Genomic DNA, 15,254 nt, shown 5'->3' with positions numbered 1-15,254 from the left:
GTATTGAAAGAATAGCCTACTCAACATATCTATGTTTCTTTTAGGGCTCTTACAAGGGGTGAATAGTTTACTAACCAAGTATTTTATTCAAAATTGCACTTTTTCTTAACCTTTACAAGATATGAGTATTCTTTCCAGGCTTCGCCCAACCCAGGTTCTTTATAAGCTAGTAAAAGTTTCATAGTTGTAGTTGTTAAGGTTAGAAAACCTTATTGTTTAACCCACTGTACAGCGAAGTCAATAAATGCCTCACGTACAAATGGAAACACGGTGACATTGGGGATATGATTTACTTCCAGAAGATACTTCTTTCCATCAAGACCTATCATATAGTCAATGCCTACTATCTGAAAATGAAAGTAGTTTGCCAACCGTTTAGCATCTTCTTCCAGGTCTGAATCAACAGGCATTTGAGCTGCATCCGGGTGATGAATAGACTTGAGCCTGTCTTCCCCTTTCAGGTGAATTTGCCAGACTTTATCACCAATAAGCATAATCCGAACCGCTTCCCCTTCTATAAAAGGTTCGTAAACTGTTATCTCATCTGGAGATGTCCATGTATCCTGAATACGTGCTTTATTCTCTCCACAGTGCCAGTTACTCCATTTCGCTACAGTAGGCTGCCGAGCATGCCATTCACCTGAAGTAAGAGACATTCCTCTTGGAATATCTCCAAATTTCGTGACACGTAGCGCTCTTACCAGTCCAGAATGTCGAAGTCGACAATCCATCATACCTCTGGCGTCTGGAAGGCAAGGCCCATTCCATAGAGCCAATAGTGTTAGAAAATCAAAATCATTTTCGAAGATGCCATGATAGATTACTTTGTCTACCTTTAGGAAAGTACCAGGATGTAAACGACTCTCCACATACAAGTTGCCATCAACCAGTTTAATTAATGGAAGATGTTCATATACAACTGTCAGGCAGTCGAGTTGACTGGTAATTGCGGTAACTTCCGGCGGTTCAAGGCCAACCAGAAGTAATCGTGGTTTCGGACTAAGCATAATTTCATAGTTGTAGATTCATTTTTTACATTTTATTCAGTACATCCAGTAAAGCCTGGGTTTTCATCTCATAAAGATAGGTTTTCACAGAATGCACTTTTTGATCCCGTAACTGAAAGAACACACCTGGAATTTTGGTGCTACTGGCACTGATACCAAAGGTTTTTCTATCCTCAATATTTTTAATCTGACTCCAGTGAGTTTCCAGTTCGGAAATCAGTGCATCATATTTCAGCTTCAGTTTCTGATAGGGGTCTGTATATTCTTTCATATAAGAGAGAAACTCTGAGCCTTCATTGGTTTTGATAATTTCCAGCAGATACCGATGAGTAGTTTTGTCTTCAATTCCTCTCAGAAAGCCGATACTTACATATTGCAGAGACTTGATTTTAACCCGGTTAAAGTTTGCATCACATACTACAAAGCCTTCCTGTTTCATTGGATTCAGCTGCTTGCCAGCTTCCAATACTTCTTCAAGTTTGGTTAACGGAAAGAACGGGACGGCATCCCATTTATATTTCGCTGCGATTATCTCTGGGAATTCTTCCTGCAGGGTTTTCGTATTTCTGGCACCTATCAGAGTCAGATTGTTTTCTGTATAAGGTACTACTATTTGTGTATAGGGAGAGGTAAGCTCAAACACATAACACCAGTCTGTGTCAGTAGGTAATTCATATCCCTTACTTTTCCATGTATTCCAGAACAATTCACTCATAGTAAAAGTCTGGTCTCTGATCTGTCCTGAGGCATCAGGTAAACTGGCAGATGCTATGTGCCAGGCTCCATTATAAAAATAGAGTGTCATAATAGAGCCATCTATCTTTTCATATACCCGTGCCTGAGTCCAATCTATCGTAGATGCATAAAACTCATCATAATTGAAAAACTTTTTGAAAGGAAAAGATACAATCTCCCAATTGTTTGACTCATCCAGAATAATCCCCCGACATTCCTGAACCACAGGTTCACGCATAGAGGATTCAAGCTGATCATATTTTAATTGTACCAGATGAGGATATTGTTTGTGCCTGTTGGCTCTGATCCCATATTGTGTAGTCAGGTCATTCAGAGACTTGCTCCGTAAGAATGTTTGTACCTGTAATTCCATATATATAAAGAGAGATTTTCGTTTGAATCAATTTATTCGTATTTCAATAAGAATTCCGGATTGATGGCTTTAAAAGATACCCTGCCCAGTGTACCCACCTTTTCTGTCAGAGGTCTGATCACAATACCTTCCCGCCAGACAGCTGGATTCAGTACGGACTTTGCTTTTGATTTTTCAACCAGTGCCTGGATATCATTGCTAAGAGCAAAGTCAGTTTCCAGAATAGGCACAGGTGTCAGATCCAACTGAGTTATTGTTTTCTGAAAGCCTTCGAAGTCGAGGTACTTGTACTGATCAATATCAAATACATTGAAGAATTGTACTGTCTGACCTTTTAATTTGTACAGGTTACCCTGAATGCCTTCCCCAATGATCTCACCTTGCAACGCAAAATTTCCAGTCAGGCTTCTGAGTTTTTCTTCGATTTTTAATGTTCTGGCTACTTTCCATAAGGAGTTATCCGGTGTTTCGAACAATTCCAGGTTTCTGCTGCATACACCAAATTCTCCATTTCTGAGGTAGTACGTTACAGAAGATCCATCCAATTTTTCTGTGACGTAACATGTGTCACCCTGACAGGCATCCAATAGTTCCTGAAGTACCTGCACTCTGGTTTCATCTGTTTTTGGAATAAAACTGGGAAACAGGCCTTTGGCTATTCCTGCCAATTGAGCAGGTACAGGTGGTTCATATTTGATAATGCCCAAAATATCCGTTACATCCAGATCCTCAGTGATAGGTGTATCTTTTGGCAGAATATGTAATGGAAAACAAATACCCTGAGAAACCTGACCTCTCAGCCGTACTGTACGTATTCTCATACCCCTGGCTTTAAGAAATTCAAACTCAGGTTTTTCAGGCAGCAGACTGTCGATTTCACAGTATACACAGAGGTCGCCAACGGCAAATTCGCCTTTTTTGACCACCAGTTGCCAGCCGAGGACAGTTGCCTTCTCAATGGCGTCTGCTTCTGGAATAGGCTCCAGATTTTTGATTCGTTGAATCGATGCTAATTTTCTCATAGTCGTAGTGTAGTATTGATTGATACCATTAATTGAATAAAAACTAAAAGGGTAACTGGCAATCAGAGTCTTATTACGGGCTTTTACCGCATCTTCCTGTATTATACAGGACGCTTTGTCTCGATTAAGCTATAGCATACAAGGGTATGATAGAAGTATCTCTGATTTACGACACCTTTTATATAGGAATAAATTCAGAAAGTTGTTACTACATTGAGGAGTGACAGGCAAAAAGAGCACATTTCTCTACCATTGAGCTATTCTGCCTAAGCAGAAGCAGGAATCGAACCTGCAACCTTTCAATTTTGAATCGAACGAAGTATCTCTTTTTTACGACATCCCATGTAGTACACTCCCTTGGTTGCTTCGAAACGAGTCGAACGTTTATCTGCTGGTTCGTAGCCAACTGTCCTATCCTTTGAACGACGAAGCAATAGTATTTTAGGTTCGCCCGATGGGATTTGAACCCATGACTCCCTCATTAAAAGTGAGGTACTCTAGCCACTGAGTTACGGACGAATAAAAAGAGGCAATAAGCGAAAAATGGAATAATCAATTTTAGATCCCTAGTCTAACGAAGTAACATTTTCCAACGGCACTCTTTGGTTGCGGAAGCGGGACTCGAACCCGCGAGGCACAAGGCGGAGGCTTATGAGACCTCTCAGATACCAGCTACTGTCATTCCGCAATCATATGTTTTCTGTTTGAGTCAAGAAGAATTGGGGTAACTAACGAAAAGAGACTATTACATTGCTCTACCACTGAGCTACTCTATCATAAATAGTGATAAAGGCAGGATTCGAACCTGCGACCCATGGCGTTAAAGGCGAAGTAACTCTTCTCTACGACACCCAATATTTTAGAGGAGAGTGTTAGTTTACAATCGTACACTAACACTCCTTACACTCTTTATTCTTTTACAGTCCAGTAGAACTTGACACAAGAGGACTTAATGGTAATGCCACGTTGTTGTTCTTCGGGCATACTATCTGTAACTGTATTGCCACCGTCTACACTACCACGCCGATGAATGGCCTCTGCTAAGAAGAGTATTTCTTCCGAGAGGGTAGTTTTACCAGAGTCGACATGGGCAATAAAGCCGATATTGCGGAGGTTTTGTAAATCTTTCATAGTTTTCAAGTTGTAGTTTTCAAGTTGTAGTCTTTCAATAATTGTAAAAATTTATAAGTGAAAAGAATCTTTTCCGATTACAACTCTATACGATGAGGTACACTCATCAGTCAAGTATTTCTTTTCTACAATACCTTTCTTGTAATCAATTTTGTCTAAGCTTATTTTTTTCCTTTCGCCAGCGATAAAGTAGTTCTGCTTTTCTCTGTCTTTGTGTATCCACTTGAATTGAATTAATGTCTGCAATCCTATAACATGCCAGACCATTATCTTCTCCAAGTGTACCAATAGAGTGAATAATCACACAATCATCGCCAGTTTCGCGTACAAAGCCTGTTTCAAGCGTATCGTTAACTTCAAGAGAAATCAGCTTTTCCTTTTCCAGAAATTGTTTGAGTACGTTCATTGGCCATTCGTTGATAAGAGAGCTTTCCAGTTCCTGCACTGTCTGTGTCTCCAGTAGCTGGCTATTTTGAATCAAGTGGTCAAAGGATTTTGTATAGTCATTCGTAAATTCTACTCTTTCAATGTTATAGGTCTTTATTACAATGATTCCATCCGGTTTCCCAAGAGTGCTAAAGTGTTGAAGATCTATGGTTTCTGATGTATAGTTCAAAATATAGCCCAACCAGAATTTGCTATCTCCCCGTAAATAGATAGAGAGTAACTTTTTCTGTGTTTTCGAAATCTCAAATAGTTTTTCCATTGGGAGTTAGAAGTCTGTTAAAACTCTATTTACAAGCAGGTGAGTAATGCATCATCTCAACCTGCTATTCGAATATTAAAGGATAATCTTTTCAATCTCAGCTACTGCATTGCTGCCATTTTCAATGGCCTCCAGTATGTCAAATACTTTGTCTGACCAGCCTGCAATCATGAATACATCATTGCTTTCAGTCCGTAGTGGCATTTGTCCGTAGCCTGCCAGATCAAACAGATAGATTTTAGCATTGGGAGCAATCTGTTTGTATTTGCGCCATAGTTTGGCAATGTTGTTGCCATCACCTTTGCTATTCCATAGCTGACAATCTGTGAAGAACATGACTTTGTCCACTATCTGGCTTTTGTCAATCAGCTCCTGTATTACCAGATGACCATTCGTTGCGTATCCTACTTCACCTTCCCGTCTGCGTAGTTCAGTGGTGTTAGCCAGAATATGGTTGCTTGCCAAATTGACTACTTTCCACCGATCACCGAAGAAACCTGAGATTACTGATTTGCTACGGGATTGCAGAAGCATAGCCAGGATTAGACCGATATCATAGTTTTGTATTCGGCTACGTGGTGAGATAAAAGTTTGCATGGAACCTGAAACATCACAGGCAAGCAACACTTTTGTATTGATATCAAATCCTTTGATATTAGCTGCACTAACTTTTACCGCATCTTCCAGTGCATTTAGTATCAGTGAAGTGTATACTGTATTTACTTCTTTCAGTTCTCGGTATGCTGCCAGAAATCGGAATGGAAGCTGTTTTGAATTTTTAACTTCCCGCTCATTGGCCAGTCGGTCTGCGACCCGATTTATATGTTGTTCACTAACTGTTGCCTGTAGAATATTTCGCAGGTTTCGTAGCAATGCCATATAACCTAGTTTACCAGAATCAATCAATTCTTCCCATTTTGCTTTAACTGCTGCCTGACGAGCTGCTTCATTTTCAAAGGATTGCTGACCTAGTGCAGATAGTTCAACCTCCCATGTGTAAGGTACTGTCAGTCCATCATTCACGATTTTATCGAAGAGCAGTTGTTGGGTTTCATCTTTTGCTTTTGGGTGTACCAGAAACAATGCGTCTCGTAGTTTCACTTCAGCTTCCCGGTTGTATTTTGCAAACTGATATTCGTCAAATTTATTGAAGGCCAGGGCAATTCCTCTCTGTAGCTGTTTGGAAAGTTTTCCCAGTTTTTTGATTCCATCCCGACGATTGGCAGCCTGGTAATAGGCTAGAAGCTCGGTGATTTCATCCGTACGCTGGATAATCCGGCTTACCATTTTGGAAACCAATTGATCTCCAGAGTGTATTCTTGCTAGCTCAACTGCTAGTACCAGAGGTATGTATCGTAGGTGCATTTGTTCCCGTGCGTATACAGCAAGTTGTGCTACAAACACCGGATCAACCTTCTGGATCAGCGTTCGGATGCGATCTATTTTCTGATCTGCCTTTTCATAGAACTGATCAGAAAGTGACGATGTTACTACTGCTGAATAGAGTTCCAGTTCTGACGTGATTGTATAGGCAGGTGCACCTTCATGGTTTACAATCTGGTTTTTGTTTTTAGTAAGAATATTAAATTTCATAGTTGTAGTAATTGGTTAAAGGTAATTAACGACACTTTTTAATGGTAATGCATAGTTTATAGATTGAGGCAACAGACGAAAAGTGACTTTTAAAATTGCACCATCACACCAACGTGTGAGCAGGATTTACACCTGCAAGCTCCGACTTCCAAAGTCAGCGTGTCGAAGTAACACTTTTCTACGGCACTCATGGTGGAAGCAGTAGGATTCGAACCTACTCAGCCCGAAGGCAACTGATTTACAGTCAGCTCCAACTCTCCATCTTTGGCGTGCTTCCATTTACACTCTTTTGTCGGGGTGGCAGGATTCGAACCTGCGACCTCCACATCCCAAATGTGGCGCGCTAACCTGACTACGCTACACCCCGAGACCTGAGCGGAGAAGGTGGGACTCGAACCCACAATACGCTTTGACACGTACGACAGTTTAGCAAACTGCTCCGTTAACCATTCTGGCACCTCTCCATTTTTTACTTAAAAAAAGGCTACAAGCGGGAAGAGATCTGGCTTTTCGCCGTCGTCCTTATCCTGAGTCCAGGACAGTGGACACGCCTTCGACATCCCAACGGGTGGGACTTGCACCTTTGCAGGCATTGGCTTCGCTCTATCGGTTACCCGATATACGCTACCTTAGGACCATTATAGTATGAAGTAACTCTTCCCTACGGCACTTTTTGTTTCAATGATATTTTTTTTCGCTTTCAGTGTGTCCTTTTTGAACGATCCTGTTGGCAAACAGGAGTGGTTGAATTAACCACATCTCACTTCTGCGAATGAGGCCCACTAAGAAGGCAGGCACTACTTTGGGGATTTACACCCTGGAGGTTTATCAGGGAATTGAACCCTTACCATCTGCCAATAGCAGATATAATCAGCCATGATTTGATAAACCAAAAAGAAGGCAATTGGCATTATACAAATTAGCTTTACAGAAAAGAACGTCTTGCCAATTGCCTTTTGCTAATCTGTATGCTGAGGTTATATGCTGCAAGAGTCTTTCTCTCAGAATGTACTTCTGGAGTATCCGGATCTATCTGTTTTGCAGACAGTCCGGTTTTGGAATCGAACCAATATAACCGAAGTAACTCTTGCATACGACACTCATTTTGTGGCAGATATCCTGCCTTGGACTCCTTACAGGGATTGAACCTGTATCTCCGCATAGAAAATGCAGTGACTTTTTCCTTAGTCCAAAGGAGTAGGGGTGATAAACGAAAAATGTACATTTTGCTACTCTAACCACTGAGCTACCATACCTGAGTATGAGAAGGATTTGAACCTTCGACCTGCCGATTATCATTCGAAGTAACATTTTTCTACGACACCCAATAACCTTATCTGAAGTGTGTCTTCAGACTTGTTTGTTGCTCTGGGACGATTCGAACGTCCATCTTCCAGTTCAAAGCCGGAAATCTTAGAAGTGGTCTAAGATAATTTTAAAGAGGCGAAAAGGATAGATTTTGTAGCGAGCCAAGACTATTTTGAGGGGCGTAGCCAGCGGCTACGGGCCGAAAAATAGGCGAAGGCGCAGCACAAAAGATACCTTTGGAGCCTTTAAGAATTATTTTTGACCACTTTTTTAGCCCTTAGACGACAGAGCAGAGTGCGCCATGATTTCAAAGAACATTTCCCGATCGTTATCGAGACAAATTCAGAACTTTCGAATGTTCTGAATAAATTGAAATTTGTTAACTATAAGCTTTCGCTTGTTTTCTAGCCGTTTTTCTGCTTTAGAAGCTGAAATCGTGAATTGAAAAGGGATAGAAAATAAAAAAGCCCGAACTTTTTGGGTTCGGGCTATATATCTGTGTGTTGATTGCTAAAGAAACCTATGTTGGTTATTTAGAGGGTCACACTTACATACGCCCGAATATACCTCGCCTACGCGGCTATCGTTACTTCTTCCGAAGTTTATCAGCATCGCCGGCTTGGTTGAACAATATGTAATGTGCTGTAACATCTTTGTAGTTATTTACTGGTTAATACCAAATGTGATACAAAGGTAAGCGACATGAAATCACATTTGCAAATTTTCAAATGGAATATTTTTTTAGAAAATTACTTCGTTGGCGTGTTTCTTTGCATGAAAAGAATGAAAAATACAAACCGGGGAAGTTATTATATACTTAATATACTGCGATGATTAAAGGGCGGTTACTTCTGGGAAAAGTGCAAGAAAAAATATTTTCATTTTTTCCCTAAAGAGAGCGGGAGACGGGGTTCGAACCCGCGACCTCGACCTTGGCAAGGTCGCGCTCTACCAGCTGAGCTACTCCCGCTTTTGTGCCACAAATATATAAACAAAAAATTAATTGTCAATAACTGTGGCTATACGTAACAAATCATTGGTCGCTTTTAAGCGATGTTGTTCCAACGAAAGTTTGTGTAATTCCAGTCGTAACTTATTATTTGTGTCTTTACTAAAGCATAATGTACTTCCTTTACAGGAGTTGTCGGATTTCTCGCCAATAAGTAATACAGGAAGCTTAGTTGCATTAGTGATAATTGGCTGCATCGCCTGGGTTTCTTTCGTTGAAAAGTATAGTATGTGATAATTTTCGATTACACCTACAGCATGACTGGCTGCTATCTTCTTTACTATAGTTGTTCTGCCGTTAGTGGCAGTAGTATTGGATATCATCTTATCCAGTTCACCTGCAATAGAATTGTCTCCTACAATACCTATCACAAAATCACCTTTAGGGGCACTTTCCGGCCAGTTGATATTCTTGGCAATGTTATAAATAAATATTGCTCTCATTTTACTTTCGATATCCTGAGCAAAAAGATGGCAGTGAGTTAAGAAAATAAAAATAATTGCCAACTGACAGGTTTTTACAGAATAGAGAGACGTATGTCTTTTCATGCTTGTGATTGAGTTTAGAGGCACATATATTGGCAGCACAATAATATTCTGCATATGCTAGATTACTACTGCTAATGCCAAAAGCTCAGAAGATGCTTTAAGTTTATGGCTTTCCAGCATCTTTTTGTTGAGTTCCAGTTTGATCTGATCCGTTTCTTCGTCTATATATATACTTATGGTACTGCCTTTGTTGGCCATACCCATACCTTCACTAACTAGTAGAGTAGATGAGCTGCTTAGTGTATTGCTCAACTCTTTAAGTGTTTTGCTTTCTTTTTTAGATATATACAAAATATGGCAAGTTTGTAAAGTACTTGCATTGGCATCTGAGCTAAATTTTTTGACGGCAATGTTTCGTACGCCATTAACTTTTAGTTTGGACGTTAATTTTTGTAGTTCAGCCTCTACTGGACTATCACCCAAAACTCCAATCACAAAGTCACCACTTTCTGTGTTGGGAGGCCATTTAATGTACTTGGTAAAGTTGTAAATGAAAATGCAGGTTAGTTTGCTGTCTACCTGTTGAGCTGAAGCTTGTAATACAGGTAGTACGAGACTGAATACTACTATATAAATCAGGGAATAATATCGTTTCATATTCTACGAAATAGAGATTAATTAGTTTGTTTCAACGTATAGGAAACACGAATCAGAAACTCTCGTGATGGACCTGGTAGTGGGGCGTGACCGCCATTATAAGGTTGAATAAAAGCAAACTTTTGATTTAGGATATCATAGATGCCTAATCCGACTTCAAGACCAGAAGTAAGAAGGTTTTGTTTGCGAATAAACGTATTCAATAAAGCGGTAGGGGTAAATTTTCCAACTGTTTCCGGTGCAATATAGCCGTACCTGTTACTTAGTAAAGTACCAGAAAGACTTGCAGACCAGCCTGAGCCCAGGTGTACATTGCTGTTTATGCCTATCTGATGAGCAGGATTTCCAAGCGTGACATTGTTTTTGCCTGGCACACTATAAAGAGAAATAGTTTCTTTCTTCCATGCAGTCGTATAAAAAGCATAACTTACTGTCAGGAATCCCCAGCGCTCTTTTAGTTTGTATTCCATTTCCAAACCACTACTGCCACTTCTGGGAAAGTTTTGATAGGAATCACCTTCTTCAAAATTGTAGACAATAGGGTCTTTAGTCGTTATGTCAAAAAGATTGATTGTCAGGAAAGAATTTTTACCAATCTGGTACCCGGCTTCCATTTCCAGGACACTGCTTTTTTCAGGATTAATACGATTATCAATACTAAAATTGATATTTTCAATTCCAGGAGCACGGAATGAGTTGGAATACAATACTTTGAGGTGAAGTTTATCAAACTTACGGGTAATACCTAAACGAGGGACAAACGCAGATCCAAAGGCATCATTGTGATCATAGCGCATACCTATGGTAATATGTGCTATAGAGAATTTAAGTAGTGTTTGAGCAAACAGCGCTTTGTTATTGAAAGTGACATGTCTGCTTCCATTGTAAAACAATGTATCACCATCCTTAGAGAAGTTATATCCTCTATCATTGAAAAATTCTCCCCCACCTATAATGTTGACGCGGCGGGATAGATCATAGGTAATGGTGATGCTTCCCCGACTACGATCTGCCTGTTTATTGTAAGAGGAGTATTCTTCTGTGTTACCTGAATATTGCCAGGGCAGTTGCCGTTTGAAACTCAGACGTGGAGTTATAGTAAGTTTGCTGTTAATTTCCCATTTGTATTTGATTTCTCCCAGCCATGATTTGAAATTATTGGGATAGGCACGACTCAGACTAACATCATACCCATCTCGTATAGTGGCTTGGTAGTCATCATAAATTCCCCGGACCGTCCAGTTTTTGTATGTTATACCAAGATTTACATTGGTTGGATTCAGTGCCGAATTATTTTTCATGGAATACGTCTGTGGCACATAGGAAGTATCAATACGCTGGATTTCCTGCCCATTATATACTGTGTCTATCCGACTTATTCCCTGATAAAATGAAGTGAAAGGTTGATCACTACGCTGGCCTTGTCCTGCAAATACTGCAAGAGAAAGTCCCCAGTTTCCTATTTTCTGACCAGCAGAAATACTGATATTGCGTCGGGCATAGGCATGCTCCATAGTTCCATAGGTACCTGTAATCTGTAGTCCTTTCAGGTCATCATAGCTTTTGGTGATGATACTGATTACTGCATATTCTGCATAGCCACCATAAATAGCAGAACCGGGCCCTCGGATTATTTCAATCCGTTTTATCTGACTTACATCAAAGTGATTGCCAAATTGTAAGGTACTGTACATTGTTTCATTCATCTCTTGTCCATCCAGCAGTAGTAGCACTTTCCCTTCATGTGCCCAGTTTCCTCTTATACTAAGGCCTGTAACGCCTTGGGTATCCATACCAAATTGAAAGCCAGGCACCATACGTAAGACATCTATGAGGTCTCTTGCTCCTGAAGATTTGATGTCTTCTTCTGTAATGAGTGAAACAATACTAGGTGATTTTCGGGAAGACTGGGCTTTTTGTGAGGCAACCCCAATCAAAGAATTTATTAACTTCTCAAGTTCACTGGACATAGTCACTCCGGAAGCTTTTAATTTCAGCAGTTCTTCCAGTGACATAGAGTAATAGTCATATGTAGTAGTTGTATCAATCTCGGTTTGGGCTGTTTGCTGGGCGCTTACTGAAATGAATGTACCAAGGATTAGGAATCCTGTTAAAATAGAATAGTGACCTATTTTTTTTAACAAAATAGTGAATGAATTATACATGGATATCCCGACAATAAAGTAAGTATGTTGTAGTATAAGAGAATGGTCGTATTGTAACTATTCTACTTTTTAGTGAAATGCCGCTTGATTATCAAATACATAAAGCAAAACTCGTATAAGATATGCGTAGGAAAAACACAATTATACACTACTGCTTTTTGTGTAATATATTTGCAGAAATGAATGTTTTATCATACCTCTATCAGAGTGAAAAGAGCTACGGATAGTTTATACTATGCATCAGGAGTTATTTTTTGTTGTTCCCGTAACAGTTTTTTGTTGTAGCTATAGTGTTCAGATATATTGATTTTTAACAACTTGCGAATAGTTCAGAGACATTTAAGCAATATTATTACATGGGGGTTTACCGGTAGACCGAGGAAATCCCTGCAAACTCAAATAAAAAGGATATTTCACAGAATATTGTGGTATTGAATCAAGATAGGTGGCAAATAAAATATCGTTATAAATCTCAAAGGAAAAATATAGTAAGTTTTGTTTGGAGAAAAAGAAAATACTCCAGAAATTAGCAGCGTTTTTACAGTACTTTACTAAGTGAAAATACTCATTCAACATATTATTTTGGTGGTGGTGCTACTCTCTATTATTAGTGGGTGAGAAAGGCATTGCATATCTGAAAAAGACCTTTCTCACCGTAGGAAGGTCTTTTTTTTATCACTACAATCCAAAAAATATGAAAAGCGCAACAATAAAATCGTATCAATCTCAGGATGCTGCCAAATGCAGCAATCGGACATAAATATATGCCTGACAGCCTTTCATGCTCTTATGTGTGAAAGGCTGTTTTGTTTGTTAGAATCTAGCTTTTGAAAAACTTATTTATTACTACTATTTCGATCAAGAAGAATGAACGAGCCACTGAATAAATATTCGCGCACATTAACACAAGAAGTGACAAATCCTGCTGCTCAGGCTATGTTGTATGGTATCGGTTTAACAGAAACTGATATGGCCAAAGCTCAAATTGGCATTGCCAGCACTGGATATGAAGGTAATCCATGTAATATGCACCTAAACGGCCTGTCTGTATATGTAAAGAAAGGCATTCAGGAAAATGGAATGGTAGGATTGATATTCAATACGATTGGTGTTTCAGATGGTATGACCAATGGAAATGATGGTATGTCCTATTCATTGCCTAGCCGGGATATTATTGCTGATTCAATTGAAACAGTTGTAAGTGCTCAGTGGTATGATGGAGTTATTGCTGTAGTAGGTTGTGATAAAAATATGCCAGGTGCTATGATGGCTATGGGGAGGTTGAATCGTCCGGCAATTATGGTGTATGGTGGAACTATCCGTTCTGGTAATTATAATGGAAAGAAGCTGGATATTGTTTCTGCCTTTGAAGCGCTAGGTCGTAAGTTTGCTAATAACATATCCGATGAAGAATACAAAGGAGTAATTCAGAACTCTATTCCAGGACAGGGAGCTTGTGGTGGGATGTACACTGCCAATACAATGGCTTCAAGTCTGGAAGCTATGGGTATGAGTTTACCTAATAGCTCTACCTATCCGGCTACACACGAAGGCAAGCTACAGGAATGTGTACACATTGGAGCAGCCATGAAAAATCTGTTGGAAAAACAGATCCTGCCAAGAGATATTATGACACGTAAAGCGTTTGAGAATGCTTTGACAGTAGTAATGGCTACAGGTGGATCTACCAATGCTGTGTTGCACTATCTGGCTATTGCACATGCCGTAGGAATTACCTTTACTCTCCAAGATGTACAGGCTATCAGTGATCGTACACCGTATCTGGCAGATCTGAAACCTAGCGGAAAGTACTTTATGGAAGATGTATTATCTATTGGGGGTGTACCTGCTATCATGAAATATTTGTATCAGCAAGGATTGCTTCATGGCGACTGTATAACTGTAACAGGAAAAACGGTTGCTGAGAATCTGGCAGACGTACCTGATCTGGATTTTGAAACGCAATCTATTATTCGTCCCATTTCTAATCCGATCAAGAAAAGCGGACATATTCAGATATTGTTTGGTAACCTGGCTCCGGAAGGTGCAGTGGCAAAGATTACAGGTAAAGAAGGGGAGTTTTTTGAAGGTATAGCAAAGGTATGTGAAAACGAGGAAGCATTGATTGAGTTTGCATCTAAAGGAGAAATTAAACCCGGACATGTGGTTGTAATTCGTAATGAAGGACCAAAAGGAGGACCTGGCATGCCTGAGATGCTAAAGCCAACATCTGCTATTATGGGTGCTGGATTAGGTGACAAAGTAGCTATGATTACAGATGGACGTTTCTCCGGAGGTACACATGGTTTTGTGGTAGGACACGTTACACCTGAAGCACAGGAAGGTGGCCCTATCGCATTGATTAAAGATGGAGATACAATACGTATTGATGCAATAAATAATACAATTGACGTTCTTATTTCAGATGAAGAAATGGCGTCTCGGAGAGCTGCATGGGTGCAACCTGCTTATAAAGCCACTCAGGGTATCCTGAAAAAATACATTAAAAGTGTATCTTCTGCATCACAGGGATGTGTGACAGATTTATAAGACATCAGGATGAGAAGGTACAATAGATAGGTTGTGGAGAGCTCAGACTGAAAGACTAATAGCGTACATTTTTTATATTTATACAACTATGCTTACAAAAGAAATTGCAACTGAATTCGCCCAGGATTGGGTAGATTCCTGGAACAAACACGATCTGGATCGGGTGTTAGATCATTACACAGATGACTTTGAGATGACTACACCTTTGATTGTGAGTCTGATGAACGAACCTTCTGGTACTTTAAGTGGAAAGGATCGAGTCAGAAACTATTGGGAAAAAGGATTAGAGAAGTATCCGGATCTGCATTTTCAGATTATTGATGTTCTCAGCAGCGTTTCTTCTGTAACCATTTATTATACGTCAGTACTGAATAAAAAAGCGGTGGAATTTTTTCTGTTTAATGAACAAGGAAAAGTGTACAAAGCAATTGCTCACTATGACTAGTGATTGAATATATCTATTTATCTTACCATTTAATTTATTTGAGAATTTCTGCAAGCAGTTAACTC

The 15,254-nt window shown here is 39.7% G+C and carries 12 protein-coding genes and 7 tRNA genes; 2 read left to right on the top strand and 17 right to left on the bottom strand.

Going from position 1 to position 15,254, the window contains the following annotated elements:
- Window positions 1-209: 209 nt before the first annotated feature.
- The 17 genes from QNI15_RS37105 to QNI15_RS37025 all read right to left on the bottom strand — a co-directional run bounded on the left by QNI15_RS37105 (window position 210) and on the right by QNI15_RS37025 (window position 12,194).
- Complete coding sequence (locus QNI15_RS37105; protein WP_314037077.1) at window positions 210-1,007, bottom strand: hypothetical protein; 798 nt, start codon at window positions 1,005-1,007, stop codon at window positions 210-212.
- Between the two features lie 25 nt (window positions 1,008-1,032).
- Window positions 1,033-2,115, bottom strand: a complete 1,083-nt coding sequence (locus tag QNI15_RS37100; RefSeq protein WP_314037075.1) for an RNA ligase — start codon at window positions 2,113-2,115, stop codon at window positions 1,033-1,035.
- A 32-nt stretch (window positions 2,116-2,147) separates the two neighbouring features.
- Window positions 2,148-3,137 (bottom strand): RNA ligase (ATP), encoded by a 990-nt coding sequence (locus QNI15_RS37095; RefSeq protein WP_314037073.1) that lies wholly within the window; start codon window positions 3,135-3,137, stop codon window positions 2,148-2,150.
- A gap of 358 nt (window positions 3,138-3,495) precedes the next feature.
- Window positions 3,496-3,570 (bottom strand) — tRNA-Arg (locus tag QNI15_RS37090).
- A 13-nt stretch (window positions 3,571-3,583) separates the two neighbouring features.
- Window positions 3,584-3,656: transfer RNA gene (locus tag QNI15_RS37085), tRNA-Lys, on the bottom strand.
- 84 nt (window positions 3,657-3,740) lie between these two features.
- Window positions 3,741-3,825: transfer RNA gene (locus QNI15_RS37080), tRNA-Met, on the bottom strand.
- Window positions 3,826-4,046: 221 nt separating this feature from the next.
- Window positions 4,047-4,268: a GTP-binding protein gene (locus tag QNI15_RS37075; protein ID WP_313987910.1), complete on the bottom strand. Its 222-nt coding sequence runs from the start codon at window positions 4,266-4,268 to the stop codon at window positions 4,047-4,049.
- A gap of 145 nt (window positions 4,269-4,413) precedes the next feature.
- On the bottom strand, window positions 4,414-4,974 hold the full coding sequence (locus QNI15_RS37070; RefSeq protein WP_313998016.1) for a hypothetical protein: 561 nt from the start codon (window positions 4,972-4,974) through the stop codon (window positions 4,414-4,416).
- Between the two features lie 75 nt (window positions 4,975-5,049).
- On the bottom strand, window positions 5,050-6,567 hold the full coding sequence (locus QNI15_RS37065; RefSeq protein ID WP_314037071.1) for a TROVE domain-containing protein: 1,518 nt from the start codon (window positions 6,565-6,567) through the stop codon (window positions 5,050-5,052).
- 190 nt (window positions 6,568-6,757) lie between these two features.
- Window positions 6,758-6,844, bottom strand: a tRNA-Tyr gene (locus QNI15_RS37060).
- Between the two features lie 15 nt (window positions 6,845-6,859).
- Window positions 6,860-6,934: transfer RNA gene (locus QNI15_RS37055), tRNA-Pro, on the bottom strand.
- Between the two features lie 9 nt (window positions 6,935-6,943).
- A tRNA-Ser gene (locus QNI15_RS37050) sits at window positions 6,944-7,031 on the bottom strand.
- Between the two features lie 461 nt (window positions 7,032-7,492).
- Window positions 7,493-7,660 carry a hypothetical protein gene (locus tag QNI15_RS37045; protein WP_314037069.1) on the bottom strand — a complete coding sequence of 56 codons (168 nt, stop codon included), beginning with the start codon at window positions 7,658-7,660 and terminating at the stop codon, window positions 7,493-7,495.
- Window positions 7,661-8,772: 1,112 nt separating this feature from the next.
- Window positions 8,773-8,845, bottom strand: a tRNA-Gly gene (locus QNI15_RS37040).
- 29 nt (window positions 8,846-8,874) lie between these two features.
- Window positions 8,875-9,432, bottom strand: a complete 558-nt coding sequence (locus tag QNI15_RS37035; protein ID WP_314037067.1) for a YfiR family protein — start codon at window positions 9,430-9,432, stop codon at window positions 8,875-8,877.
- 57 nt (window positions 9,433-9,489) lie between these two features.
- Window positions 9,490-10,029 (bottom strand): YfiR family protein, encoded by a 540-nt coding sequence (locus QNI15_RS37030; RefSeq protein WP_314037066.1) that lies wholly within the window; start codon window positions 10,027-10,029, stop codon window positions 9,490-9,492.
- Window positions 10,030-10,046: 17 nt separating this feature from the next.
- Window positions 10,047-12,194: a TonB-dependent receptor plug domain-containing protein gene (locus QNI15_RS37025; RefSeq protein ID WP_314037063.1), complete on the bottom strand. Its 2,148-nt coding sequence runs from the start codon at window positions 12,192-12,194 to the stop codon at window positions 10,047-10,049.
- A gap of 867 nt (window positions 12,195-13,061) precedes the next feature.
- Between QNI15_RS37025 and ilvD the strand changes: the two genes are divergently transcribed.
- Complete coding sequence (gene ilvD, locus QNI15_RS37020) at window positions 13,062-14,744, top strand: dihydroxy-acid dehydratase (RefSeq protein ID WP_314037061.1); 1,683 nt, start codon at window positions 13,062-13,064, stop codon at window positions 14,742-14,744.
- A gap of 88 nt (window positions 14,745-14,832) precedes the next feature.
- Window positions 14,833-15,189 (top strand): nuclear transport factor 2 family protein, encoded by a 357-nt coding sequence (locus QNI15_RS37015; protein WP_313987521.1) that lies wholly within the window; start codon window positions 14,833-14,835, stop codon window positions 15,187-15,189.
- Window positions 15,190-15,254: the final 65 nt, after the last annotated feature.

The organism is Xanthocytophaga flava, from assembly GCF_030068545.1.
GTDB lineage: Bacteria > Bacteroidota > Bacteroidia > Cytophagales > 172606-1 > Xanthocytophaga > Xanthocytophaga flava.
The sequence above is the reverse complement of the archived record's forward strand: the minus strand, read 5'-3'. Positions and strand labels throughout refer to the sequence as shown.